Annotated in this window: 20 protein-coding genes; 6 read left to right on the top strand and 14 right to left on the bottom strand. The window is 45.0% G+C overall.

Annotated features, from left to right (window positions below):
* Positions 1-155: 155 nt before the first annotated feature.
* Positions 156-4,442, top strand: coding sequence for a DNA polymerase III subunit alpha (dnaE, locus tag FDP09_RS09145; RefSeq protein WP_137402372.1), 4,287 nt, complete (start codon positions 156-158; stop codon positions 4,440-4,442).
* Between the two features lie 116 nt (positions 4,443-4,558).
* Complete coding sequence (gene trxA, locus FDP09_RS09140) at positions 4,559-4,879, top strand: thioredoxin (RefSeq protein ID WP_137402371.1); 321 nt, start codon at positions 4,559-4,561, stop codon at positions 4,877-4,879.
* A gap of 50 nt (positions 4,880-4,929) precedes the next feature.
* On the opposite strand, the gene FDP09_RS09135 is transcribed toward trxA, so the two are convergent.
* The 8 genes from FDP09_RS09135 to cmk form a co-directional block, all read right to left on the bottom strand.
* On the bottom strand, positions 4,930-5,496 hold the full coding sequence (locus FDP09_RS09135; protein ID WP_137402370.1) for a DUF502 domain-containing protein: 567 nt from the start codon (positions 5,494-5,496) through the stop codon (positions 4,930-4,932).
* 120 nt (positions 5,497-5,616) lie between these two features.
* Positions 5,617-6,228, bottom strand: a complete 612-nt coding sequence (nqrE, locus tag FDP09_RS09130; protein ID WP_015265830.1) for an NADH:ubiquinone reductase (Na(+)-transporting) subunit E — start codon at positions 6,226-6,228, stop codon at positions 5,617-5,619.
* Positions 6,229-6,242: 14 nt separating this feature from the next.
* Positions 6,243-6,926 carry an NADH:ubiquinone reductase (Na(+)-transporting) subunit D gene (locus tag FDP09_RS09125; protein ID WP_137402369.1) on the bottom strand — a complete coding sequence of 228 codons (684 nt, stop codon included), beginning with the start codon at positions 6,924-6,926 and terminating at the stop codon, positions 6,243-6,245.
* A gap of 46 nt (positions 6,927-6,972) precedes the next feature.
* Entirely contained in the window at positions 6,973-7,722 is a 750-nt protein-coding gene (nqrC, locus tag FDP09_RS09120; protein WP_137402368.1) for an NADH:ubiquinone reductase (Na(+)-transporting) subunit C, read from the bottom strand.
* Entirely contained in the window at positions 7,709-8,911 is a 1,203-nt protein-coding gene (locus FDP09_RS09115; protein ID WP_137402367.1) for an NADH:ubiquinone reductase (Na(+)-transporting) subunit B, read from the bottom strand. The genes nqrC and FDP09_RS09115 overlap by 14 nt, the downstream gene beginning before the upstream one ends.
* A gap of 5 nt (positions 8,912-8,916) precedes the next feature.
* Positions 8,917-10,281, bottom strand: coding sequence for a Na(+)-translocating NADH-quinone reductase subunit A (locus tag FDP09_RS09110; RefSeq protein WP_137402366.1), 1,365 nt, complete (start codon positions 10,279-10,281; stop codon positions 8,917-8,919).
* A gap of 127 nt (positions 10,282-10,408) precedes the next feature.
* Positions 10,409-11,305, bottom strand: a complete 897-nt coding sequence (locus FDP09_RS09105; RefSeq protein ID WP_137402365.1) for a 4-hydroxy-3-methylbut-2-enyl diphosphate reductase — start codon at positions 11,303-11,305, stop codon at positions 10,409-10,411.
* Between the two features lie 6 nt (positions 11,306-11,311).
* On the bottom strand, positions 11,312-11,995 hold the full coding sequence (gene cmk / locus FDP09_RS09100; RefSeq protein WP_137402364.1) for a (d)CMP kinase: 684 nt from the start codon (positions 11,993-11,995) through the stop codon (positions 11,312-11,314).
* Positions 11,996-12,179: 184 nt separating this feature from the next.
* On the opposite strand from cmk, the gene ade reads away from it, so the two are divergent.
* Complete coding sequence (gene ade / locus FDP09_RS09095) at positions 12,180-13,817, top strand: adenine deaminase (protein WP_137402363.1); 1,638 nt, start codon at positions 12,180-12,182, stop codon at positions 13,815-13,817.
* A 138-nt stretch (positions 13,818-13,955) separates the two neighbouring features.
* A complete protein-coding gene (locus FDP09_RS09090) occupies positions 13,956-15,245 on the top strand; it encodes a sensor histidine kinase (protein WP_137402362.1) in 1,290 nt (429 codons plus the stop codon).
* A gap of 14 nt (positions 15,246-15,259) precedes the next feature.
* Here FDP09_RS09090 and FDP09_RS09085 read toward each other — a convergent pair whose 3' ends face one another.
* Both FDP09_RS09085 and FDP09_RS09080 read right to left on the bottom strand, forming a co-directional pair.
* The gene (locus FDP09_RS09085) at positions 15,260-16,240 is read right to left on the bottom strand and encodes a YpdA family putative bacillithiol disulfide reductase (protein ID WP_137402361.1); all 981 of its coding nucleotides are present in this window, start codon (positions 16,238-16,240) and stop codon (positions 15,260-15,262) included.
* Positions 16,241-16,392: 152 nt separating this feature from the next.
* Positions 16,393-17,097 carry an NRDE family protein gene (locus tag FDP09_RS09080; protein WP_137402360.1) on the bottom strand — a complete coding sequence of 235 codons (705 nt, stop codon included), beginning with the start codon at positions 17,095-17,097 and terminating at the stop codon, positions 16,393-16,395.
* A 320-nt stretch (positions 17,098-17,417) separates the two neighbouring features.
* Here FDP09_RS09080 and FDP09_RS09075 point away from each other — a divergent pair, with 320 nt between their 5' ends.
* Complete coding sequence (locus tag FDP09_RS09075) at positions 17,418-17,792, top strand: BlaI/MecI/CopY family transcriptional regulator (protein WP_137402359.1); 375 nt, start codon at positions 17,418-17,420, stop codon at positions 17,790-17,792.
* On the top strand, positions 17,792-19,636 hold the full coding sequence (locus tag FDP09_RS09070; RefSeq protein WP_137402358.1) for a M56 family metallopeptidase: 1,845 nt from the start codon (positions 17,792-17,794) through the stop codon (positions 19,634-19,636). The genes FDP09_RS09075 and FDP09_RS09070 overlap by 1 nt, the downstream gene beginning before the upstream one ends.
* A gap of 116 nt (positions 19,637-19,752) precedes the next feature.
* Here the strand turns inward: FDP09_RS09070 and thrC are convergent, their stop codons facing one another.
* From thrC to FDP09_RS24175, 4 genes are all read right to left on the bottom strand, one after another.
* Positions 19,753-21,051 (bottom strand): threonine synthase, encoded by a 1,299-nt coding sequence (thrC, locus tag FDP09_RS09065; RefSeq protein WP_137402357.1) that lies wholly within the window; start codon positions 21,049-21,051, stop codon positions 19,753-19,755.
* 1 nt (position 21,052) lies between these two features.
* Positions 21,053-21,988 carry a homoserine kinase gene (locus tag FDP09_RS09060; RefSeq protein WP_137402356.1) on the bottom strand — a complete coding sequence of 312 codons (936 nt, stop codon included), beginning with the start codon at positions 21,986-21,988 and terminating at the stop codon, positions 21,053-21,055.
* Complete coding sequence (gene thrA / locus FDP09_RS09055) at positions 21,985-24,432, bottom strand: bifunctional aspartate kinase/homoserine dehydrogenase I (RefSeq protein ID WP_137402355.1); 2,448 nt, start codon at positions 24,430-24,432, stop codon at positions 21,985-21,987. The genes FDP09_RS09060 and thrA overlap by 4 nt, the downstream gene beginning before the upstream one ends.
* A 92-nt stretch (positions 24,433-24,524) precedes the next feature.
* Positions 24,525-24,650: a hypothetical protein gene (locus FDP09_RS24175; RefSeq protein ID WP_262710655.1), complete on the bottom strand. Its 126-nt coding sequence runs from the start codon at positions 24,648-24,650 to the stop codon at positions 24,525-24,527.
* Positions 24,651-24,749: the final 99 nt, after the last annotated feature.

Raw genomic sequence — 24,749 nt, 5'->3', positions numbered from 1 at the left:
CCAAAACCTTGAGGGTAAACTTCATAATAACAAAGGAGGTATCTTCCTGGATACGGGAATCAAAATACTGGGACAATTCCCGTCTTCCCACTGGCAGATTCAAAAGTTTAGGCTTAATTTAGATTCCCCAATTTCTAAAAATCCAAGGAGTCTATATGTACATTATTTTTGATACCGAAACCACTGGTTTACCCAGAAATTACAATGCCCCGATCACTGATCTGGACAACTGGCCGCGATTGGTACAGCTGGCGTGGCAGCTTCATGATGAGCGGGGCAAACTGATTTCCAATCAAAATTACATTGTCAAACCAGAAGGCTTTACCATCCCCTACAATGCGGAAAAGGTCCACGGCATTTCCACCGACCGAGCATTAAAAGAAGGGCATGACCTGAAAGAAGTTCTGGAGATTTTCCATAAGGATGTAGAAAAAGCCCAATACCTGGTCGGTCACAATATTGGCTTCGACATCAATGTCTGCGGAGCGGAATTTTTACGGGTGGACCTGCCCATGCAGCTCTTGGAAAAGAAAGAGCTTGACACCAAGGATATCTCCACGGATTTCTGTGCGATCCCTGGGGGAAAAGGAGGCAAATACAAATGGCCTACCCTCACAGAGCTCCACCAAAAACTCTTCGGTGTAGGCTTCGAGGATGCCCACGATGCTGCTTATGACGTGGATGCCACCGCCAAATGTTTCTTCGGCCTGATCACTGCAAAGGTACAGCCGCCAGAAGAAGGCCTTGCCGTAGAGGAAGTCATTTACGAGCCGCCAAAACTGGATGCAGCCAACTTTGCAGCGGCCAGGGACCAGCAAAAGGAGGCCGCCCAAGATGTGATCAAGCAGGCCCGAAAAGCTGACATCAGTGATTTGGTGGACACTCCATTCAGCCATTTGCACGTCCATACCCAGTACTCCATTCTCCAAGCCACCTCTGAGATCCCGGCCATGGTCGCCCGGGCGAAGGAGTTTAACATGCCTGCCATCGCCATGACCGATCATGGCAATATGATGGCTGCTTTTCACTTTGTAAAAGCAGCTATGGACAATGACATAAAACCTGTGGTAGGTTGTGAATTCAATATCTGCCGTGACCACCAAAACAAATCCCAAAAAGATGATGGCTTCCAAGCAGTATTGCTTGCCAAAAACAAAACGGGCTATCACAATTTGGCTAAATTAGCTTCTTTTGCCTATACACAAGGGTTTTATTATGTCCCCCGAATTGACAAGGAACTGTTGACCCAGTACAAAGGGGATATCATCGCCACCACTGGCGGCCTTTGGGGAGAAGTTCCTTTTCTTATCCTCAATGTCGGGGAGACGCAAGCAGAAGAAGCCTTCGTATGGTGGAAGGAACAGTTTGGCGATGACTTCTATGTGGAGCTAAACCGGCATGGCATTCCGGAAGAAGAAAAAGTAAACGAAGTCCTCCTCCGCTTTGCCCAAAAATATGACGTCAAGTATTTTGCGGCCAACAACACCTATTACAACACCAAGAATGACGCGAAGGCTCACGACATCCTACTCTGCGTAAAAGATGGAGAGAAGGTAGATAAACCCAAAAGATATATTGGCAAGAAAGGCCGGGAGTTCCGCTATGGCTTTCCCAATGAGGAGTTTTATATCAAAACACCCGAAGAGATGAAAAAGCTCTTTGCTGATCTCCCAGAAGCCATTGAATGCACCAATGAAATCATCGAAAAGGTAGAAGCCTATAAACTGGCGAGGGAAGTACTCCTCCCAAAATTCAATATCCCCGAAAGGTTCCAGGATCCCCAGGACGATGAGGACGGTGGCAAACGTGGTGAAAACGCCTATTTACGGCACCTGACGTATGAAGGGGCCAAGCGCCGCTACCCTGAAATCACCGAGGAAATCAGGGAAAGGCTGGACTTTGAGCTGTCCATTATTGCCAACACGGGATATCCGGGCTACTTCTTGATTGTTCAAGACTTCACCACTGCAGCACGGGAAATGGGCGTATCCGTGGGGCCTGGCCGTGGATCAGCAGCAGGATCGGCAGTCGCCTATTGTATCGGCATCACCAATGTAGATCCCGTTGCGTACGACCTCCTTTTTGAGAGATTCCTTAATCCGGACAGGGTCTCCCTTCCCGATATTGACATTGACTTTGATGACCACGGCCGTCAAAAAGTAATCGATTACGTGATCGAAAAATACGGTGCCAACCAAGTGGCACAAATCATTACTTATGGTACCATGGCGGCAAAATCAGCCATTCGTGACACTGCCAGGGCTTTGGACTTACCGCTCTCAGACGCCGACCGCCTGGCCAAATTGGTGCCCGACATCAAGCTAAAAGCACTCTTTGGACTGGCCAATGACCGGGCAAAGCTGGCCGAGAAGCTTAAAAACAATTCCGAGAACATTGACAAGGCCTATGAGCTGATCAATATCTCCAAAGGCAATGATGACCTTAGCAAAACCATCAACCAAGCCAAGATTCTCGAAGGATCTGTCCGGAATACCGGCATCCATGCCTGTGGTGTGATCATCACGCCGGATGACATCACCAATTTTGTACCTGTGGCACTGGCAAAGGACTCGGACATGTACTGTACGCAGTTTGACAACTCCGTGGTAGAGAATGCTGGCCTGCTGAAAATGGACTTTTTGGGCCTAAAGACCCTCACGCTTATCAAAGATGCCGTTCGTATCGTAAAAGAACGCCATGGTATCGAATTGGATCCGGAAAATTTCCCAATTGATGATAAGGAAACCTATGAGCTCTTTCAGCGAGGCGAAACCGTTGGTATCTTCCAATATGAATCTCCAGGCATGCAGAAATACATGCGAGAGCTCAAACCAACGGTTTTTGCTGACTTGATCGCCATGAACGCCCTTTACCGTCCGGGGCCATTGGAATACATTCCAAGTTTCATCAAAAGGAAACATGGACTAGAGCCCATCGCCTATGACCTGGACGACATGGAAGAATACCTCCAGGAGACCTATGGGATTACCGTTTATCAGGAACAGGTAATGTTACTTTCTCAAAAGCTTGCAGGATTTACCAAAGGTGAGGCCGACGTACTTCGGAAAGCCATGGGTAAAAAGCTTCGTGATGTCTTGGACAAGATGAAGCCAAAATTCGTCAACCAAGCGGCCGAAAAAGGCCATGACAAAACCAAACTCGAAAAAATATGGAAGGATTGGGAAGCCTTTGCTTCCTATGCCTTTAACAAGTCCCACTCCACCTGTTATGCTTGGGTAGCCTATCAAACCGCCTACCTAAAAGCCCACTATCCTGCAGAATATATGGCGTCTGTGCTCAGTAACAACATGAATGACATCACGCAGGTGACGTTCTTTATGGAGGAATGTAAGCGAATGGGCATTGAAGTGCTGGGGCCAGATGTAAATGAATCCAAGGATGGCTTTACTGTAAACCAAGAGGGACAAATCCGCTTTGGTCTCGCCGCTATTAAAGGTGCCGGGGGAGCTGCTGTACATTCCGTAATCGAAGAAAGGGCAGAAAATGGTCCTTTCAAAAGCATTTTCGATTTTACCCAACGCATAAACCTCCGCTCAGTCAATAAAAAGACGCTGGAGTCACTGGCCATGGCCGGAGGTTTTGATTGTTTCCCTGACCACCATAGGCGGCAATACCTGGAAGCACCAGAGCATGACGCTACCCTTATCGAAAAAGCCGTGAAGTATGCCCAAAAGAAAGCCCAGGAAGCCGAAAGCTCCCAAGTGTCGTTATTTGGCGGTGGATCAGGGATGGAAGTGCCTATGCCTAGCATTACCCCTATAGAGCCATTCAGCCAACTACAACAGCTCAATATCGAGAAGGAAGTGGTTGGACTGTACATCTCTGGCCACCCCTTGGATCAGTTTAAGGTAGAATTTGATTCATTTACCAATACCCCCCTGTCTGAATTTTCCAATACAGATGCACTGAAAGCCAAAGGTGAAATCAAAGCTGCTGGAGTAGTCACATCCTTTGCCCACCGTACGACCAAAAATGGCAACCCTTTTGGCACCTTGACCCTTGAGGACTACAATGGTGGGCACACATTCTTTTTATTTGGAGAAGATTACATCAAATACAAGGAGTATTTCATGACTGGATGGTTTCTTTACTTCACGGGGAGTGTACAGGGAAAACGGTGGAATCCTGACGAATTGGAATTTAAAATAGGCAATATCATGCTCCTCAATGAGGTCCGCAGCAGAATGGTCAAAGGCCTCCGGCTAAACATCAGCCTGGATGACCTTACCTTGGACTTAATGGAAAGACTGGAAGCCATCACCTCTAAGTACAAAGGTGAAGCCAAGCTCTTTATCAATATCACTGACGTCAAAGAGCAAATCGCCGTGGACCTGAGGTCCACCAAATTCCTGATCGACCCTTCACAGGACATGATTCAGGAGCTGGAAAGCATCCCGGAAGTACAATACAAAATCATTTAATGCTGCAAATGCTAAGGTATTTGTTGAAATATTTGCTCCATTAAGGAACTAAATAAAACCTAAAATACTTTAGAATATTATATTTGAGGAAAATTGAAACTTAAACAAATAATAAAATGGCAAAAGCAATTGAAATTACCGACGCAAACTTTGAGGAAATCATCAAATCAGACCAACCCATATTAGTAGATTTCTGGGCTGAGTGGTGTGGACCTTGTAAAATGATCGGGCCAGTAGTAGAAGAAATTGCTGGCGAATATGACGGAAAAGCGGTGATAGGTAAAGTCGATGTAGATGCAAACCCTGCTGTAGCCTCTAAATTTGGCATCAGGAGTATCCCTACCCTTCTCTTCTTCAAAAACGGCGAAGTGGTGGACAAGCAAGTAGGTGCAGTCCCTAAAGCTGTACTTGCCCAAAAACTAGAAGCTCAAATTTAATCGTGAGTATATAATTTTAAATCAAAAAGCTCCTTTACCGGAGCTTTTTTTTACTTTTTGGGCTGGCTCAACTCCGAAACACCCCCCGATACAATAAACTTCATCACCTCCGTACTGTTGGCGCCTTTCAGGATACGGACATTCTCTCTTGGAGCCAAAAAGCAATTACCGCTGAAATTATAGGAATGAGGAAGGTAAACAGCCACCAAGTCCTCCTCGTCGATCATGGACAGGTCTTCTTGAGTAATAAAACCCAAGCGGCTAACATGTTCTGATAACTTGACGATAACTGGTGTATTGAATTTCTTTTTGTCTCCGACAAAGGCAGACATCAAGTCTTTGATACTCGTATAGAGAATATTGACCAATGGGATTCTGAAAAGCCATCTTTCTACAAGTTCAAAAATAGGTCTGGTAATGAATATATTTGCCAAGTAGCCAATAAATGTAATCAACCCAAAAACGATCAAAATTCCCAGCCCTGGCACCGGTACAGGCAATAGATTGTCCAAAAACTGAACGATATAATAAATGATATATACCGTCAATGCCAGGGGAGCCACAAAAAGTAACCCTTTAAAGAAGTAATTTGCTATACGCTTAGAGGTGAATGACATAGATTCCATGTTTTGGTTTTCACATTACCCATAAAAATAATGCCTGAATCAGTGATAACAATAAAAAAGCCCAACCAAAAAGGAAGGGCTTCTCATAATATTTTATGATACTGGAAAATCTTACAGGTCGATGCCCATAAATGACATAAAGGCAATGCCCATCAGTCCAGTAATCAACATCGTAATACCTAGACCTTTAAGACCATTAGGTACATTTGAGTACTTCAATTTTTCACGAATCGCAGCCAAAGCTACAATTGCAAGGAAAAAGCCAGTGCCAGAACCAAATCCATAAACACCTGCTTCAGCCAAGGTATAGTCTCTCTGCGCCATAAAAAGGGATCCACCAAGAATCGCACAGTTTACGGCAATCAGCGGAAGGAAAATCCCCAGTGCACCATAGAGTGCAGGGGCAAATTTTTCTACCACCATCTCCACCAATTGCACCATCGCTGCGATAATAGCGATGAACATGATAAACCTCAAGAAGGTAAGATCAATGGTGGCAAAAGATTCTCCTAAAAAGGACAATGCCCCTTCCTTCAATACAAATTCATTCAAAAGCCAGTTTAAAGGCACGGTAATCGTCAATACGAAGATTACCGCTGCACCAAGGCCTAAAGCGGTACTCACTTTTTTGGAAACGGCCAAGAAAGAGCACATTCCCAAGAAGTAAGCAAATACCATATTGTCAATAAAGATTGACCGGATTCCTAAGCTAAATAATTCCATCTCTTAGCGATATTTTAATGTTCTACATATCCTGTCTTGGTACGCTGTACCCAGATAATCAATCCAAGGATGATAAAGGCACCCACCGGGCTAACCATCAAGCCATTGGTGGCCAAAGAGAAGTCCTCTCCGAACCAAGAAGAAACGGTATCGAAAACAGGAATACCGAATACTGAACCTGATCCCCACAGCTCTCTGAAGAAGGCTACTGCAAGAATGATCCATGAATATCCCAACGCACTGCCAAAGCCATCCAATACAGAATCATAGGGCTTATTGCCCAATGCAAATGCCTCTAGTCGGCCCATCACAATACAGTTGGTAATAATCAAGCCTACGAATACGGACAACTCCTTGTACATATCATAGGCAAATGCCTTCAGAATCTCATTTACCAAGGTCACCAAAGTAGCCACTACTGCCAACTGTACGATGATCCGAACACGGGTAGGAATGGTATTTCTCATGATCGAAATGGTCAAATTGGACATCACGATCACAAAGATCACCGACAGTGCCATTACCAAGGTAGGCTTCATCTGAGTGGTCACCGCCAATGCAGAACAAATCCCCAATACCTGTATGGTAATCGGGTTGTCATCTACCAACGGGTCAGAAATCAATTTTTTTCTTCGCTTGGACAGGAGCGCCTCGGCGGGCTTTTTGACTTCTGTCTTTTCTGCTGTTTCTGTACTCATATCATATTATGTTGAGACGTTCTACAATATTTTTAAAGCAAAACTATTAGGACTTACCTTTTACTTTGTCCAGGTAAGATTGATAATATCCCAAGTAGTTTTGTAGCATTTTGTTCACTCCATCACCAGTAATAGTGGCTCCAGACATGCCATCCACCTTATGTGGCTCTGATGAATAATCCTTCCCTTCACCTTTTTGCATTTCTACTGCCTGCAGTTCTCCTCCTTCACCAAATATCTCTTTACCTTGATACCTTTGTTGCACTTCACCTGAAGTGATCCTGGCACCAAGACCTGGGGTCTCCCCAGCGTGGCTAAAGGTCACCCCTTCGATGGTGTTCAGGTCGGTTTGCAAGGCCAGGTAGCCCCAGATAGCGTCCCATAGTCCTGCTCCATAGAGTGGCAAGATATAAGCGACTACTTTGTCCTCACTACCTTCCTCATGATAAATGTACACAGGGAATAGTCGCTCGTCAGCAGGCTTCTTATAATTTTTGGCCACGTCCACTGTTTCTGCAGTTACTTCTGCACCATCTTGCTCTGTTACTTCCTCACCATTGATATTTACCACTTTTGAGGAAATGGTATTCTCGTAGTATTCATTGATCTCCTTAGGCTTCATGGCGGCGATTTTTTCCGCTTCCATTACAGCTCCTAGGATCTGCTTTTTATTGTCCAGTGCCACGGCTTCCTTCTGAATCGGCCCCAACAGCTGGGAGGTTCCAGAAAGTAAAAATCCGAGCACTACGGTAAGAATTACCGAGAATGTTATGATATATGTATTAGACTGTTGCACGTTGTAACCTCCTTTTCTTGTTTGCTTTTACAACATAATAATCAATAAGTGGAGCGAAGACGTTCATCAATAGAACTGCCAACATAATGCCCTCTGGGTAAGCGGGATTGGTCACCCTTATGATCACGGTCAAGAAACCAATCAGTAGGCCGTATAGCCACTTTCCTTTTTCGGTCTGTGATGCTGAAACAGGGTCAGTAGCCATAAATACGATACCGAAAGCCACACCGCCCATGACCAAGTGGTAGTGTGCAGGCATTGCCATAAACTCATTTGCAGCAAAAGCATTCATGATCAATCCCATGATATAAGTACCTGCAAATCCACTTACAATGATTTTCCAGCTTCCTACGCCAGTAGCGATCAGGATCAATGCACCGATCAAACACATCAAAGTAGATGTCTCACCAATAGAACCTGGGATAAAACCAAAGAACATATTGGCAAAGCTGTAAAGCTGATCACCAATGCTCGCATTATGGGAGGCAAGGGCACTCGTAACTGCCTCGCCACTTTGACCGGCTCCATAAGCTACAGAAAGTGCTGTCGCTCCGGAAAATCCGTCCACGGCGGTTTTCTCTCCCAGATACGTCCAAACCTGATCTCCGGAGATTTGGGCAGGGTAGGCAAAATACAAGAACGCCCTGGCCGTCATGGCCACGTTCAATATATTCATCCCGGTACCTCCAAATACTTCCTTTGCAATCACTACTGCAAATATGGTAGCCAAGGCCACTTGCCATAGCGGCATAGAAGCAGGCACTACCAAAGGAACCAACATCCCTGTCACCAAGAATCCTTCATTGATAGGGTGCTTCCTGATTACGGCAAAGATCGCCTCTACAATCCCCCCTGCCGCATAGGCTACGATAACAATTGGCAGCACCAATTTCAAGCCCAGCAGGAATTTTTCGCCGAAACCAACAGCTTCACCCACCGCTAGATAATGTTGCTCGCCAACGTTATAAATACCAAATAGCAGACAAGGCAAAAGGGCTACCACCACGGTGATCATCATCCGCTTCAGATCGATGGCATCTTTTACCTGAGCACCTTTTATACCCGTTGTATGGTTGGGAGAAAACATAAACGTCTCTCCGGCCTCATACAAGTAATATAAATTCTCAAATTTACCTCCCTTTTGAAAGAGCGGCTTCTGTTTATCTAACAGATCACGTAGAAACTTCATATTGATTAACTATATTGAATTAGTTCTATTCCTTTTCTGACAATGTCTTGAACAGGGTGTTTGGACACATCGATAAATTCACAAAGTGCCAAATCTTCCTCGATTATTTCATAAATCCCCAATTCTTCCATTTCATCGAAATCCTCCGCCATGATGGCTTTCAGAAGATAGATTGGGAAAATGTCCATTGGAGTGACCTGCTCGAATACCCCTGTCTGCACAAATGCCCTTTCCTCACCTCGTGTGTTGGTATCCAATACAAATTCTTTGCTTGGAGAAAGGAAAGACAATAAGCCTAGTGCACGGTGGAAACTCAGTTTACTACTGGTCGGTTTGGCCCAGCCCATAAACTCGTAATAGTCGCCTTCAGGAAGCAAGGTGATCTGGTGGTCATAGTACCCCAAGTACCCATCGTGATTGATTTTTTCTCCTGTAAGCACGTTTCCAGAAACTACTCTAAAATGATCAGACTTGGTGTTGTCCACGACCAATTTATCCACGCAGGCACCTTGATAGGTTTTAGCATAAACAGCCTTCTTGGCTTCAGAACCAGTAATAGCGATCACTTTAGAAGCGTCGTAAATCCCCTCAAGGAGCAGTTTGCCTACCTGAACCACCCCATAAGGATTGATGGTCCATGCCACCTCTCCTTTGTTGATTGGATTTAAATGGTGAATCTGTACACCTACATTTCCTGCTGGGTGTGGGCCTGAAAACTTGTTCACTTCTACACCTTGCACACCGGCATATACGGGTGACACCTCAGAATCCTGGTCTAGGTTGAGGTGGATTTTTCCGGAAGTAAGTTTTTTGAGGATGTTAAGGCCAGCTTGAAAATACTTTTCTTGTCCTTTGAGTAACACTCCATAATCGGGTGCAAGTGGGTGGGAATCGAAGCCAGAAATAAAGATCGCTTTAGGATCATCTTCTGGGTTGGCCACGACCCCATATGGGCGCTGGATGATTTGTGGCCATACACCACCTTTTAGGAGAGCGTCAACAGCTTGCTCTTTTGTGAGGCTTTTGAGGTCTGACTCCGAAAACTTGGTGAACGCCTCATAGCTGATCTCTTTATCGGCCATGATTTTGATCTCCAATAGTTTTCTTTTTTCACCTCTTTTGATCTCGACAATCTCTCCTGAAACGGGAGCTGCATAAAGAACGGATTCAAGTTTTTTGTCAAATAGAATGGGAGTGCCCGCTTTTACGGTATCTCCTTCCTTGACAGTTACTTTTGGACGCTGCATACCTACAAAGTCTGTAGGCTTGATCGCGAAGGTCTGAGCCGGCTGGAAAGCTTCAGTTTTCTTTTCTGCCTTTCCCTCCAGCTTAATATCAAATCCCTTCTTAAGCTTAACTAGTTTTGACATATTTTATTTGAAACTATATGGTCCTTTGAAAAACGCCTCAAATCTAATAAAATACATTAGTTATTAGAAGCTAATTGGCCGAATATTTACAGGCGGCACTTGGTCTTTTTTGATTTTACACCCACTTTTAGACCTGTGTTACGGGCTGGTCCAGCGAGTTGATATACGCCATTACTTGCTCCATTAGCCACATGGGCGTAGAAGTAGCACCACAAATCCCCACTTTGTCATCACTGCCAAACCAATCCGGATCGATTTCTCCTTCATTTTCGATGAAATAACTCCGCGGATTTTGAGCCTTGCAAACTTGGTAAAGCGCCCTGCCGTTAGAACTTTTTTTGCCTGCCACAAAAATAATTACATCATTTTCATTCGCAAATCGTGTCAACTGCGGCTCCCTGTTGGACACTTGGCGGCAAATGGAATCGTTCGCCGTAAAGTCAATCTCCTCCAAGGTTTGGTTAGCTGCGGCCATCTTTTCTTCGATCTTGGCCTTTAGGGCATAAAATCCCTTTGTACTTTTAGTAGTCTGGCTAAAGAGGGTCACTGGCTTGCTGAAATCGATCTTCTCCAAGTCCTTGTCCTCCATCACCACAATGGCTTTCTCCATGGTCTGCCCGGTAAGTCCGATGACCTCGGCATGACCTTTTTTTCCATAAATGACGATTTGGCCATCTTTTTTCTCGATTTTATCAAATGCCGTCTTTACACGGTGCTGGAGCTTGAGCACTACAGGGCACGAAGCATCGATCAGCTCTATGTTATTTTCAATGGCCAATCTGTACGTCTCCGGTGGCTCCCCATGTGCCCTGATTAGCACCTTACAATCTTTCAGTTCCTTGAGCTCATCCCGGCCGATCACGACCAACCCCTTATCACTCAGACGCTTCACCTCCATATCGTTGTGGACGATATCCCCTAGGCAGTACAGACGGCCTCCATCCTCCATCTCATCCTCTGCCATCTTGATGGCAAATTCCACCCCAAAGCAATAGCCTGAGTTTTTGTCTATCGTTACCTGCATCTTTTATTAGTTTTCTTCAATTTTCTTTTTGGCCAAATCCGTAATCTGGCATATCTGCTCTTCAAAATCCAATAAACTCGTGTCGATTTCTACAGCATCATCAGCTTTTTTTAAGGGACTTTCTGAGCGACTGGAATCGATCCTGTCACGTTCCTGTAGGTTGTGGATGATTTTATCCAGCTCTACCAACTCTCCCCTCTCCAACAATTCCTTCTGCCTCCGCTCTGCCCGGATCTTGGTATCTGCAGTCATAAACACTTTTAGTTCCGCACCGGGGAATACCACCGTACCAATATCCCTGCCGTCCATAACCACTCCCTTGTGTTTGCCCAAACGTTGTTGTTGCGCTACCAGTTCTTGCCGGACTTCTTTGATCTTACTTATCTCGCTGACTTTTTCGGAAACTTCCATGCTCCGGATTTTCTTCTCCACATTAAGCCCGTTCAGGTAGGTGTCTTGGTGATCACTTGCCTCATTCTGGTGAAAAGCGATCTCAAGGCTATCCAAGGCTCGCTGGATGTCTTTTGGGTTGGTCAGTTCCGTGAACTTGTTGATGAAATGCAAGGTAGCTGCCCGATACATGGCTCCAGAATCAATATAAGTGTAGCCTAATTTCTTGGCCACCTGTTTGGCCGTGCTACTTTTACCACAGCCTGAAAAGCCATCTATGGCAATTACAATTTTCTTCATTTCAAAAATTCACGGTACTAAACTCTTTTACGGTGCAAATATAAAGTTTTTGGGTGGATAATTATGGATAATCAGGGACTAATACAGCCATTCTACGAAGAAGCAGCCTCACACCCCACTGAATCCAAAAAATCCATGTAAATTCCCTATATTTAGAATTATTCCATCTAAAATCAACCTTAAAATGAGCACTTTTTCCATTAAAGGTCAGCTAGTTAATATCATGGAGCAAAGCATTTCTCCTTCTGAAATAACCATCAAAGACGGAAAGATCTCTTCCATCACACCTATCGACAGTGCCCCTGAACACTACCTGATGCCTGGATTCATAGATGCTCATGTCCATGTAGAATCTTCCATGCTGATTCCTTCTGAATTTGCCCGGCTGGCCGTTGTCCATGGCACGGTCGCCACGGTATCGGATCCTCATGAAATCGCAAATGTCTGTGGCAAAGAAGGCGTGGATTACATGATAGAAAATGGCAAAAAAGTAAATTTCAACTTCTATTTTGGCGCGCCCTCTTGTGTCCCTGCCACGCCTTTTGAAACCGCCGGTGGAGAAATCACAGCCGATGACATCGATGAGCTCCTCAGCCGAAAAGAAGTCGCTTATTTGGCAGAAATGATGAATTGGCCGGGAGTGATCAACAAAGATCCGGCAGTGCTGGAAAAAATAGCTGTTGCAGCCAAACACCAGAAACCCGTCGATGGTCACGCACCAGGCCTGAAAGGAGACGCTGCAAAAAAATACATCGCAGCCGGAATCTCCACGGACCATGAATGCTTCACCGAGGAGGAAGCACTATCCAAGCTACAGCATGGCATGAAAATCATCATTCGCGAGGGAAGTGCCGCCAAAAACTTCGACGCGCTGATTGACCTTATGGATAAAAACGCTGATAACGTGATGTTCTGCTCCGATGACAAACATCCTGACAACCTTGCCATCGGACACATCAACCAACTGGTGGCCAGGGCGGTGAGCAAAGGAAAAAACATGTTCAACGTACTAAAAGCTGCCTGTCTCAACCCCATCGCACACTATCGTATGGATGTAGGCCAATTAAAGCTTGGCGATCCTGCTGACTTTATATGCTGCAAAAACTTGACTGACTTCGAAGTAGCAGCCACCTATATCAAAGGCCAAAAGGTAGCTGAAAATGGAAAATCCCTCATCTCTTCGGTCACCACTTCTCCGATTAATAATTTTGATACTTCCCTAAAAAAGCCGGAAGATTTTAGACTAAAAGCTTCTTCTTCCCTTGCCAGGATCATTGAAGCGAAGGACGGCCAATTAATCACCAATGAGCTCGTTGCTGCCATTTTGGTAAAAGACGGCTTTGCTGAGGCCAATGTAGCCGAGGATATTTTAAAATTTACCGTTGTCAACCGGTATCAAGACGCTGCCCCTGCCATGGCTTTTATCAAAAACTTTGGGATTAAGGAAGGGGCAATCGCCTCTTCTGTAGGACATGACTCGCACAATATCCTAGCCGTGGGCACTGATGACGGAGCCATTGCTAAAGCCGTCAACATGGTCATCAGAGAAAAAGGTGGTATTGCGGCCGTTTCTGCTGCCGAAAGCCTTATACTACCACTACCGATCGCCGGCATCATGTCTGCAGATGATGGGTATGAAGTCGCCAAGGCCTATACAGAAATAGACCGTCTGGCAAAAAAAATGGGCGCCACGCTGGACTCCCCGTTCATGACATTGAGTTTTATGGCGCTGCTGGTCATCCCAGCTTTGAAATTAAGTGATAAAGGACTTTTTGACGGCAGTAATTTTCAGTTTACCACTGTATTTCACCCTAAAAATTAAGCACGATCATTTAGCTATTTCAATAAATCCGTGTATATTACTGAATACAAATCCTTGTATTCAATTTACATTTTCACCGACGTATTCATAGCTAAATTGATAGAAACGCTTAGGAACTTCTGGAATAAAGTCACCTACATGAAGCCTGCCCAGGAAATGGAAACGAAGATTTTCAATTCCGCAGCACTCATCATCGTGATCTACCTCAAGGCAATGATTGTATTCAACTTGATCCTTGGGCAATACCTCCTGAGCATCATCCTCTTGGCGACTTCTGCTATAGTACTGGTTTTTTATCTCATTGGTAAGTCAAAAAAGAATTTTAGATGGGGGATAAATCTTCTTGCATTACTGGGCTATCCCATCCTTGCGATTAATTTTTTCTATAATGATGGCATCCAAGGACCTACATTCTATATATTCTTAATGGTCCACATTATAATCCTTTCGGTGACACAAATCAAAACCTATTGGTTTTGGGGCGCTTACAATTTCATTTTCTTTCTTGGTCTTTTCTATATTGATGCCTACTATCCTGATTTGATTGCCCCAAGCTATCCTTCTCCCTATCTGCAATTCATTGACCATGCCATCACCTATTTCGCTTGTATTATCGGTATCATTGCGATTGTCACGGCCCTTAAATGGAACTATCAAAAGCAAAAACTCGAAAGTGAACAAAAAGGCAACGCGCTGAAAACGGCCATCGGTGAATTGTCCAGCACCAATGAACAAAAAAACAAGATCATCGCATTGATCTCCCATGACCTTAAAAACCCTTTGCTTTCCATTACTACAATATTGGAAATGATCAATGAAGGAGAGTTGGATAAGGCAGAGATGGAAGCCGTACTCAAAGAACTTTACATCATCGCCAATAATGCCCAAAAAATGTCGGAAGAAATACTGGAATGGGCTACATTGGAATTAAAAAACACCTCTCCCAAATTCCGTAAGGTAAATTTAAAGGAATATTGCGATTCTATGCTTCTGGTCTATAAAGGCATGGCCCGCCAAAAAAACATTGTCCTCGACACGCAATTTGGTGGAGACGCCGTAATTGTCACGGATCTTGACAGGCTGATGCTGATCGTCAGAAATCTCCTTCAAAACGCCATTAAATTTACTTCCGAGGAAGGTAAAATATTGTTTTCCTGCCAAAAAACTGAGGAAGAATTTGTCATCACCGTTGAAGATACCGGCAAAGGCATTCCCAAAGAACGCCTCCAGCGATTGTTCAACATGAAATTTGTAACCACAAGCGGCACATCCATGGAGAAAGGGACAGGTGTTGGGTTATATATCAGCAACGAAAACGCAAAAAAAATAGGAGGTTCACTTTCCGTAAAAAGCGAGTTGGGGAGGGGCAGTATATTCACCCTAAAACTCCCCATAACTCCCTCCAAATCCAAGCAAAACACCTCATAAATGCATCCAACTATCTATTTCACCAGTTGCTTTTTCTTTTTCATAATATCTGTAAAAATAGCCTTTGCGTGGACGATGGTGTTCTCAATGAAAAATTCCCGGGTGTTCAACCCTCCACACACTACTCCTGCCAAATAAAGCCCTGGAACATTGGATTCTTGGTTGCCATCAAAGCAAGGCCTTCGCTTCTCATCAAGGGTCAACTCCACTCCAAGCTGGTCGAGCAATTCGAAATTTGGACGATACCCAGTCATGGCAAGCACAAAATCATTCTCGATGGTTTTTTCTCCCTCTGGTGTATCGATCACCACCTCTTGTTCGCGAATCTCTTTAATGGAACTGCTAAAATACGCACCGATGGAACCTTCCTTGATACGGTTTTCGATATCAGGCAAAACCCAATACTTCACATTCTGATCCACCATCGGTTCCTTTAGTACCATCGTCACCTCTGCTCCTTTTCGCCAAGTCTCCAAGGCCACATCCACGCCAGAATTACCACCTCCTACCACAATCACCTTCTGGCCGATATAGGGCCAAGGCTCTTTATAGTAATGCGTTACTTTCGGCAATTCTTCCCCAGGGACATTGAGCTTGTTTGGAATATCATAAAAGCCCGTGGATAGCACCAATTTGTCAGCGAGATATGTATCCTTTTCTGAATACACTAAAAATGCTCCATCCTCCTGTCGCTCCACACGCTGAACGCCTTCATACAAGTGGATATTCAGATCAAAGTGTTTTACGATACGCCGATAATATTCCAATGCCTCCGGTCGGGTGGGCTGCTTATTGACCGACATAAAGGGAATCCCCCCCATTTCCAACTTCTCGGAGGTAGAAAAGAAGGTCATGTTTACGGGATAATTATAGATAGAATTGACCAGTGTTCCTTTTTCGAGGATCACGTAATCCAGCTGGTTTTTCCCAGCTTCTATACCACAGGCCAAGCCAATAGGACCCGCACCCACTATCAAAACATCAATCTTTTTCATAATACTATACAACAGATTTTGCTACTGATGGTTCGTCAAGACACCTAAAATTAACGGAAAACATGGAAGTAAACATAAATGAAAACCGGTACATATTATTTCATGGTAAAAGTAACCCGCTCCTCTTTGGCAAAAACACCATCTTTCCTTACTTACTTTTCCAAAATGGACACTTCACCATCATACCCCCAAAGCATCCCCGTAATGCTTACTGTTCCATAACCTTGGATATCCCTGATAAATGCAGCCGAGAGGGATTGCTCCACTTCAGGCTTTAGTCCTGTGTCGGGCAAATTGCCAAGCTCATCTACCTCCGTGGACAGGTGTAGCTCCACCAACGCTTCCAACGAAACCCCATCCTCTTCCAGAAGCGAATTCAACTTAGATTTGGATTCTTCCACCTTTTTCCAAGACTCATCCAGCAGGCCATTGCTCAGCCCATGGACACCTGGAGAAATATCCTGAGCGCCATCGCCATAATTTGAATAATAATAAAAGTCATCCTGCTCCGCCACCAGTAAATTAAATCCTTCAAATCGATCCTGACATTTCTCTACAGCTACCAAGTACGCTTCAGGAGACTTCCTTCCCTCCAAAAAACCCCTCACCAACTTGCCCCTACTAATGGGATTATTCTTCACATTCCTGAAATCTCTGAAATTGGTCAATGCGGCAAATTTCCCCCCGGGATGGATCCCCATCCAAGTCCCTCCGCCCTTGAGGTCTTTACCTGCGAATATGCCACTTTCCCATTGGTGCAACCGTGCCGTAGGACGCCCGAAAAACTCGTCTCTACTCGCCACCAATATCAACCGGTAGCGTTTGTGGCTTTGCCAGTTAAACGTAATCAAACACATAAGTGCTCAAGATAAAAAAAAGGCCGGATATTACCGGCCTTAGGGTGAATAAACAACTTTCTCCTTATTTGAAATGAGTTGGATATTCTTACATGAACTAAACGTTCAATTTTACATTACTATCAACTATCTAATTGTCTAGATTCAACTAATCAATAAACCCAGTTATATCACCCAAAGTTCAACACACACATCGTAAAATACTCACTTACAGTGTTTTTAACAGATTTTAACAATCATATACGAACTTTGTCGTAGAAAAAATTTGAATTACGAAAAGCATCGTATATCTTTACTACGAAGATAATCGTAATTCATTAATGAAATATAAACCTACAGACTCGGAACTTGAGATTCTCTCCATCCTTTGGAAGCGCAAGCAAGCGAGTGTGCGAGAGATTCATGAAGAGCTTTCCAAAACGAAAGAAACCGGGTACACTACTACGCTAAAGATCATGCAGATCATGTATGCCAAAAAATTGTTGGAAAGGACTGATCAGGGCAGAAGCCATATTTATATGCCAGCCATCACAGAAAGTGAAACACAGAATTCCCTGCTCAGTAGTTTTATGGCTACAACTTTTGGTGGCTCAGCCAAGAAGCTCGTCATGAAAGCCCTTGGTCAAAGCAATCCTTCACAAGAAGAAATCGATGAAATCAGAAAATTGCTCAATGAACTAGAAAACCAAAAATAATGGACTTCATCAACGACTTTATCCATGAATCCTATCTACAGGCCATTGGATGGACACTGATCCACTCGGTATGGCAGATAGTCTTGGTCAGCCTGCTGCTTTGGGGAGTACTTCGGGCCATTCCACACAGAAATTCGGCTCTCCGCCATGGGGCCGGGCTCAGCGCACTGCTGATCATTATCTTGTCCAGTGGGATCACCTTTTCGGCAGCTTTGAAAAACGCTTCAATTCCCCCCAATTCTAAGGCAGTCACAGTGGCAATAGCTGAAACAGCGCACCGGCAAGTGGACACGCCACAACCTGCCACCATTTCAGCTGCCCTGGATACTGAAAAAAAACTACTGGACCGAACGTGGTTTTCCGGACTTGAAAAATACCTTCCCTCCTTGGTAAACCTCTGGCTCCTCGGTGCTTTGTTTTATTTGTTCAAACTCTCTGGAGGGCTTCTTGATTTGAGAAACCTCCACAAAAAGCACCAGCAAACTGTCCCTGCACCACTGGTCAAAAAGGTCAATTCCATGATCGCCGCTATGGGATTTTACAGGGGAGTGAAGGTACTGAAAAGCGACCTTATCCAAGTCCCTGTAACGTTTGGTTTTTTGAAACCTGTAATCCTCATACCCGCTGGGCTTTTGCTAAGTACTTCTCCACGCCATCTGGAAGCGATCATCGCTCACGAACTGGCCCATATAAAACGCTACGATTACCTCGCCAACATCCTCCAACGCATCATGGAAGTGTTTTTCTTTTTCCATCCATGCTTTTGGTGGATCAATGAAATGATCGATGTGGAACGGGAAAATGCCTGTGATGACCTCGTATTGTCCCTCGGCTACTCCCCAGCAGAACTTGCCCATGCACTAGCAGAAGTGGCTGAGCAAGCCCAAACATACACCCCCGAAATGGCCCTTGCCGCCACGGGAAACCAACATTCTTTCCTCAATAGGATCAAACGGATATTGGGAAAGGAACCCGACCAACAAAAAATCTCACCTATAATTACATTGACCATGATCATCTCACTAATGGTAAGCGCTTCCTTGGTAATGGGAGCTATCCCCTCAAAGGAAAATATATTTTCGGATAACTATTTGCTCACGAAAATCACTTATAAATCCATTAACAAAAAAGTATCCCTTCCTTGTGAAGTACGAGAACCACATACAGCGGTAATTAACAGCCATGAAGTCGTTAAGAAAACAATCAAGAGTAAAACCAACACTTATCATTACACTTATAAAACAGACACGTCTCCTGCTCCTAAACCTGCTGTCAAACTAAAAGTAGTTAGCGGCAGTCACCCAACAGACCCAATGCCTGTCCTTGACCTAAGCCCTATGCCGCAGATGGACTTACAGATACCACCAGTGCCTGCTGTTCCTCCGTTTGAAGGGATGAATTTCATTCCTCCGATGCCCGATTTCCAACTGGACATTAACGAAGAAGCCTTGGAAATAAGCAACCTGTCCATCAAAATCAGCCAGCTAGAAGGTGACGACTCCCAAGAAGCGGAACAGAAACGTGAAGCACTAATGGCTAAGCTCGAAGCAGTGCAGGAAAAAATGGAAGCTAAAACCGAGGTTTACGAAGAAAAAATGGAAATCTGGGAAGAAGAGCATGAGGCCCAAATGGAAGAGTGGGAAGCTAAAATGGAAGCCTGGGGCAAAGAAATGGAAACCAAGCAAAGTGAATGGGAAGCGGCCTATGAGCCCCAAATGGAAGAATACGAGAGAAAAATCGAAGCTTGGGAAAAAGCGAACGAGCCTAAAATAAAGGAATTCGAAGCCAAAATGGAGGCTTGGCAGGAGCGGCAACGTGAACGCCAGAAAGAATCCAATCCCTAATTCTAAAGGTGATCAGGAAAAGATACATTAGCCTAATATGTCAAAAAGCCGCCGCGGCCCTTTTCGGAGCATCGCGACGGCTTTTTTTTGACAACCAAAATTTATAACCTGGTTTATCAATGCCGTTTTCCTGACAACAAGAATTCCTTAAACTCACCATAGTCATTACCGATCAATTGGGTCTTTTTCTTTCCTTCCAAAAATGCTGCCAATCGGTCGGGCAATTCCACCTTCTCTTGGTGGACAGCTTCCACCACATCGCCAAACTTACCGGGATGTGCAGTTTCCAAGAAAACACCTGTAAAGTCCGGATGTTCTTTCATAAATTCCTTTAGTCCAAGATAAGCTACTGCCCCATGGGGATCCATGACATACCCAGTTTCTGCTTTCACCGCTGCCATGGCTTCTCTCGTGGTAGCATCATCAAAAAAGTACCCTCTCACCATCTCCTTAAGCTCTGATTCCTCTCCATACAGGTCCAGCAAACGGTAGAAGTTGCTTGGGTTGCCCACATCCATGCTGTTGCTGATGGTTTGCAAGGATGGCCTTGGCCGGAAAGGAACACCTTTCAGGAAATCCGGAACGATCTTATTGACATTGGTCGCTGCCACGAACGTGGTGATCGGCAAGCCCATTCGCTCAGCAAGCATCCCTGCTGCAATGTTTCCAAAATTTCCACTTGGCACGGAAAAAGCCACCTTTCCATGCGTCTTCGGCAACCTGCTATATGCATAGAAATAATACAGGCACTGTGGTATCCACCGGGCAATATTGATGGAGTTGGCAGATGTCAGCAGCATTTTCTCATTCAGATCCTTATCCAAGAAGGCCTGTTTTACCATTTGCTGACAATCATCAAAAACCCCGTCCACTTCAAGGGCGGTTATATTCTCTCCCAAGGTGGTAAATTGCTTCTCCTGCAGCGTACTTACTTTACCCGAAGGGTACAGAATAATCACCTCGACATTGGGCACTTTATAAAAACCATTGGCCACGGCACTTCCAGTATCACCTGAAGTCGCTACCAATACCCGCACCTTTTCATCCTTTACCAAAAGGCTCATCAATTTGGAACAAAAACGTGCCCCAAAATCCTTAAATGCCAAGGTAGGGCCATGAAATAACTCCAAGGTAAACACGCCCTCTTCCACCTTTACCAAAGGAGCATCAAAAGCCAACGTATGGTCAACCAGTTCCTTGATATGTTCACGGCTAAGATCTTCCCCATACAGCGCTCCTATCACTTCATACCCCATCTCCTTAAAGGACAAATGGGGCAATTGATCGATAAAATCCGCAGACAATTGAGGAATCCGCTCTGGCATGTATAGCCCCTGATCAGGCGCCAGGCCTTTGATAACGGCTTCTTTAAGGGAAACCTTATGGCTTTTATTATTTGTACTGTAGAATTTCATGTTATGCTTTATTGATGACGTAGGTCCCTTTGGTGTTTACGGCCGAAACATACAGGTCCACTTCCAGTCCTATTTTATCAAATACTTCTTGGCAAATCTCACTGGCCTTTTCGGCAATATCCCTGCTGGGAGCAAGGATAAAGGTCGTAGGGCCGGAACCTGAAATGCCCGCTCCCAATGCCCCTATTTCCTTTATGGCAGCTTTAATTTCATCAAAGCAGGGAATCAAAACGGACCTTGAAGGCTCTGCAATCACGTCCTGTAGCGACCTGCTGATCAAGCCCATATCTTCTTGGTAAAGTCCTGCCACCAATCCAGCGATATTCCCCGATTGGGTAATAGCGTCCTTAAGCGGCACCTGCTGTCGCAGGACACTCCTGGAATCTGCCGTATTCAACTCTAAATGGGGATGCACCAAAGTGCAATACAACCCTTTTGGGACATGGAGCTTGGTCACATCCAAGGGATGGTAGCTCCTGATCAGTACAAATCCTCCCAGCAGCGAAGGTGCCACATTATCAGCGTGCTCCGCCCCGCAGGCCACGCCTTCTGCCTTCATGGCAAAGGGCAGCAAAGCCTTTTTTTCCAGTGGGTTGCCCAGTAGTTGATTGGCAGCCTCCAATGCTGCGACAGAACTGGCAGCACTGGATCCCATACCACTTCCAAGCGGCAAGCCCTTGTACAGTTCTACCTCCAATCCACCTTTAAATTCTATGGCTGCCGTAAAAGCCTTTAAGGCTACTCCACAAGTATTTTTGTCCACATCAAATGGCAATCTTCCCCCATCACCTTCTATTCCAACAACACGTACCCCCGGCTCATCTGCCAAAGAAACCGTGACCTTGTCTCCCATTTCCTCCACAGCAAAGCCCAGAATATCAAATCCACAAGAAACATTGGCCACAGTGGCAGGAGCAAAAGCAGTTACTTTTTTCATCTTGAATAATTTCCTAACCTGATAATATCAGCAAATACTCCAGCGGCCGTCACATCTGCGCCGGCTCCGGGCCCCCTAACGATCATTGGGAAATCGTTGTAACGCTCGGTGGTGAACAAAATCATATTATCACTGCCTTTAAGGGTAAAGAACGGGTGCTCACTATCCAGGGAATTCAGTCCTACCTTGGCCTTGCCATTCTCTAAAGTCGCCATAAAACGGAGCTTTTCTCCTTTGGCTTTTGCCTCATCCAATAGCTGCTGGAAATGACCGTCGTGCTTTTGCAACTTCTCGAAAAACTCCGGAACAGAAGCCGCATCCTCACAATCCTCCGGCACCATGCTCTGGATCTCCACGTCTTCGAAGTGCAGGTCCTGGCCGGCTTCACGACCAAGGATAAGGATTTTACGCGCCACATCCATGCCGCTCAAATCATCCCTAGGATCTGGCTCGGTATAACCTTTTTCTTTGGCCTGCGCCACCACTTCACTAAATGGCATGCCATTTTCCAATTCGCTGAAAATATAGTTCATCGACCCACTCAGCACGGCTTCGATACGGTGCACATGATCACCACTCAGCATCAAGTCCTGAAGGGTGTTGATTACTGGCAGACCTGCGGCCACATTGGTCTCATAGAAAAACCTAACACCACGTTGGCCCGCTAATTTTTTAAGCTTCTTATACGTATCCAAAGGCCCCGAATTGGCCTTCTTGTTTGGCGTGACGATCCCCACTTTGGAATCAAGGATTTGCTCATATATATCGGCCACATCTTGACTGGCGGTACAATCCACAAATACTGAATTGGAGAAATTCATCTCTGTCATCATGCCAATAAACTTATCCATATCCATCGGCTCGTCATTTTCGTCCGGCGCCCCCACGGTGGCCAGGTCAAAGCCATCCTCGTGAAATTTCATATAGCGGGAATTGGCCATTCCATGGATCTGGATGTCCAGCATATTTTCTTCCTGGAGGTTCTTAAGCTGGTTATTGATCATCTTGGTCAAAGCTTTGCCGATCAGGCCTACTCCTACCAAGAATACGTGAAGCACTTTATAATCTGACAAGAAAAATGCCTCATGCAATGCATTCAGTGCCTTTTGCAAGTCAGCCTGCGTGATCACTGCAGAGATATTCAACTCGGAGCTTCCCTGGGCAATCGCGGCCACATTGACGTTATTTCTTCCCAAGGCCTGAAACATCCGTCCACTGGCACCTGGGTTATGCTGCATGTTTTCACCCACAACAGCGATGACGGCCATTTCAGGAACTACCTCAATCTCGGACATTTCACCGCTTTGGATTTCGTACCTGAACTCCTCTTCGATCACTGATTTGGCCCGACTGGCATCCTTGGAAGCAATCGCCACACAGATACTGTGTTCTGAAGAAGCCTGGCTGATCAAGATGATATTGATGCCATTGCTGGCCAAAGTGCCAAAGAAACGCTGGCTGACCCCAACGACTTCTACCAAGCCCGGTCCCTGGACATTCAGGATGGAGATATTGTCCATCGAGGAAATCCCCTTTATGATCTTTCCTTCACCTGACTCTTTGCTGATTCGGGTGCCCTCTTCCTCGGGTTTAAAAGTATTCTTAATGTATATCGGAATATCCTCCTTCATTGCCGGCTGCATGGTGGCCGGGAAGACCACTTTTGCCCCGAAGTGGGAAAGCTCCATGGCTTCGTTATAGCTGAGCTGCGGGATCGTAAAAGCAGTATAAACCAACCTTGGATCTGCTGTCATCACACCAGAAACGTCCGTCCAGATTTCTACTTGTTCTGCTCCCAGTGCTGCTGCAAAAATAGATGCTGTATAATCTGATCCGCTTCTGCCGACGGTAGTCGTTTCCCCTTTCTCAGTGGACCCGATAAAACCAGTAATCACCTTGATCCCATCGTGCTTTTCAAAATATTCCTGGATCAGCCTATTGGTGGTAGCAAAATCCACCTTGGCATGGCCAAATCGGCCGTCTGTTTTTACCACATCACGGGCATCCACATAGGTTGTACCCATGCCTTTGGCCTGAAGACCTGCGGCTAATATAAAATTGGACAGGCGCTCGCCAAAGCTAAGCACATAGTCCATTGTCCTATCAGAACATTCCTTTATCAAATAGATCCCATGGAACAGGTCCCCCAATTCATTGAAGCGGACTTTTACAAATGTCAAGGCAGTTGACTGCTGCTGTACGGGTACCAGCTTTTTGACAATCTCCAAATGCCTTTTTTCCAGTTCCTGAAGGATGGTATGGTAGCTTTCCTCACTTTGTTGCGCGATATTGGCGCATTGCAGCAATTGTTCAGTGACTCCACCAAAAGCTGAAAACACCAGGGCAAACGCTTCCTTTCCCGATTTCTGCTCCACTATGGAAAACACCTTTTGGATGTTTTCATAATTTGCGATGGATGATCCTCCGAATTTTATGATTTTCATGAAAATGAGTATTTTTTATGGCTTGTTTATGGATTTATACGTCCGCTGGTAGCGGACCGGAATTAGCGGCAATATAATAGATAGACACGGGATTACCCCGTAATGGTGGTCGTAAAAACGGTAGGGATAATGATGGTAAAAAAAGTGGCGCAGTCCACTGGCTCAGGTGTAAAAGAGCGTTCGATGGCGATATGGTTTTTGACTGTGCTAAACATCATTTACTTATTAACGGGACAATCTTAATCACAAATTTCTATTATGCCAAATTTTTCGTTAACAAATCCTCAATATAAAGTTTCATCTATTAAAACATTAAC

It is taken from the genome of Echinicola rosea, from assembly GCF_005281475.1.
In the GTDB taxonomy this organism is placed as follows: Bacteria; Bacteroidota; Bacteroidia; order Cytophagales; family Cyclobacteriaceae; genus Echinicola; species Echinicola rosea.
The sequence above is the reverse complement of the archived record's forward strand: the minus strand, read 5'-3'. Positions and strand labels throughout refer to the sequence as shown.

Coding starts and splice junctions, on each gene's coding strand:
- dnaE (WP_137402372.1), top strand. CDS start 156: ATGTACATTATTTTTGATACCGAAACCACTGGTTTACCCAGAAATTAC.
- trxA (WP_137402371.1), top strand. CDS start 4,559: ATGGCAAAAGCAATTGAAATTACCGACGCAAACTTTGAGGAAATCATC.
- FDP09_RS09135 (WP_137402370.1), bottom strand. CDS start 5,496: ATGTCATTCACCTCTAAGCGTATAGCAAATTACTTCTTTAAAGGGTTA.
- nqrE (WP_015265830.1), bottom strand. CDS start 6,228: ATGGAATTATTTAGCTTAGGAATCCGGTCAATCTTTATTGACAATATG.
- FDP09_RS09125 (WP_137402369.1), bottom strand. CDS start 6,926: ATGAGTACAGAAACAGCAGAAAAGACAGAAGTCAAAAAGCCCGCCGAG.
- FDP09_RS09115 (WP_137402367.1), bottom strand. CDS start 8,911: ATGAAGTTTCTACGTGATCTGTTAGATAAACAGAAGCCGCTCTTTCAA.
- FDP09_RS09110 (WP_137402366.1), bottom strand. CDS start 10,281: ATGTCAAAACTAGTTAAGCTTAAGAAGGGATTTGATATTAAGCTGGAG.
- FDP09_RS09105 (WP_137402365.1), bottom strand. CDS start 11,305: ATGCAGGTAACGATAGACAAAAACTCAGGCTATTGCTTTGGGGTGGAA.
- cmk (WP_137402364.1), bottom strand. CDS start 11,995: ATGAAGAAAATTGTAATTGCCATAGATGGCTTTTCAGGCTGTGGTAAA.
- ade (WP_137402363.1), top strand. CDS start 12,180: ATGAGCACTTTTTCCATTAAAGGTCAGCTAGTTAATATCATGGAGCAA.
- FDP09_RS09090 (WP_137402362.1), top strand. CDS start 13,956: ATGAAGCCTGCCCAGGAAATGGAAACGAAGATTTTCAATTCCGCAGCA.
- FDP09_RS09085 (WP_137402361.1), bottom strand. CDS start 16,240: ATGAAAAAGATTGATGTTTTGATAGTGGGTGCGGGTCCTATTGGCTTG.
- FDP09_RS09080 (WP_137402360.1), bottom strand. CDS start 17,097: ATGTGTTTGATTACGTTTAACTGGCAAAGCCACAAACGCTACCGGTTG.
- FDP09_RS09075 (WP_137402359.1), top strand. CDS start 17,418: ATGAAATATAAACCTACAGACTCGGAACTTGAGATTCTCTCCATCCTT.
- FDP09_RS09070 (WP_137402358.1), top strand. CDS start 17,792: ATGGACTTCATCAACGACTTTATCCATGAATCCTATCTACAGGCCATT.
- thrC (WP_137402357.1), bottom strand. CDS start 21,051: ATGAAATTCTACAGTACAAATAATAAAAGCCATAAGGTTTCCCTTAAA.
- FDP09_RS09060 (WP_137402356.1), bottom strand. CDS start 21,988: ATGAAAAAAGTAACTGCTTTTGCTCCTGCCACTGTGGCCAATGTTTCT.
- thrA (WP_137402355.1), bottom strand. CDS start 24,432: ATGAAAATCATAAAATTCGGAGGATCATCCATCGCAAATTATGAAAAC.
- FDP09_RS24175 (WP_262710655.1), bottom strand. CDS start 24,650: ATGATGTTTAGCACAGTCAAAAACCATATCGCCATCGAACGCTCTTTT.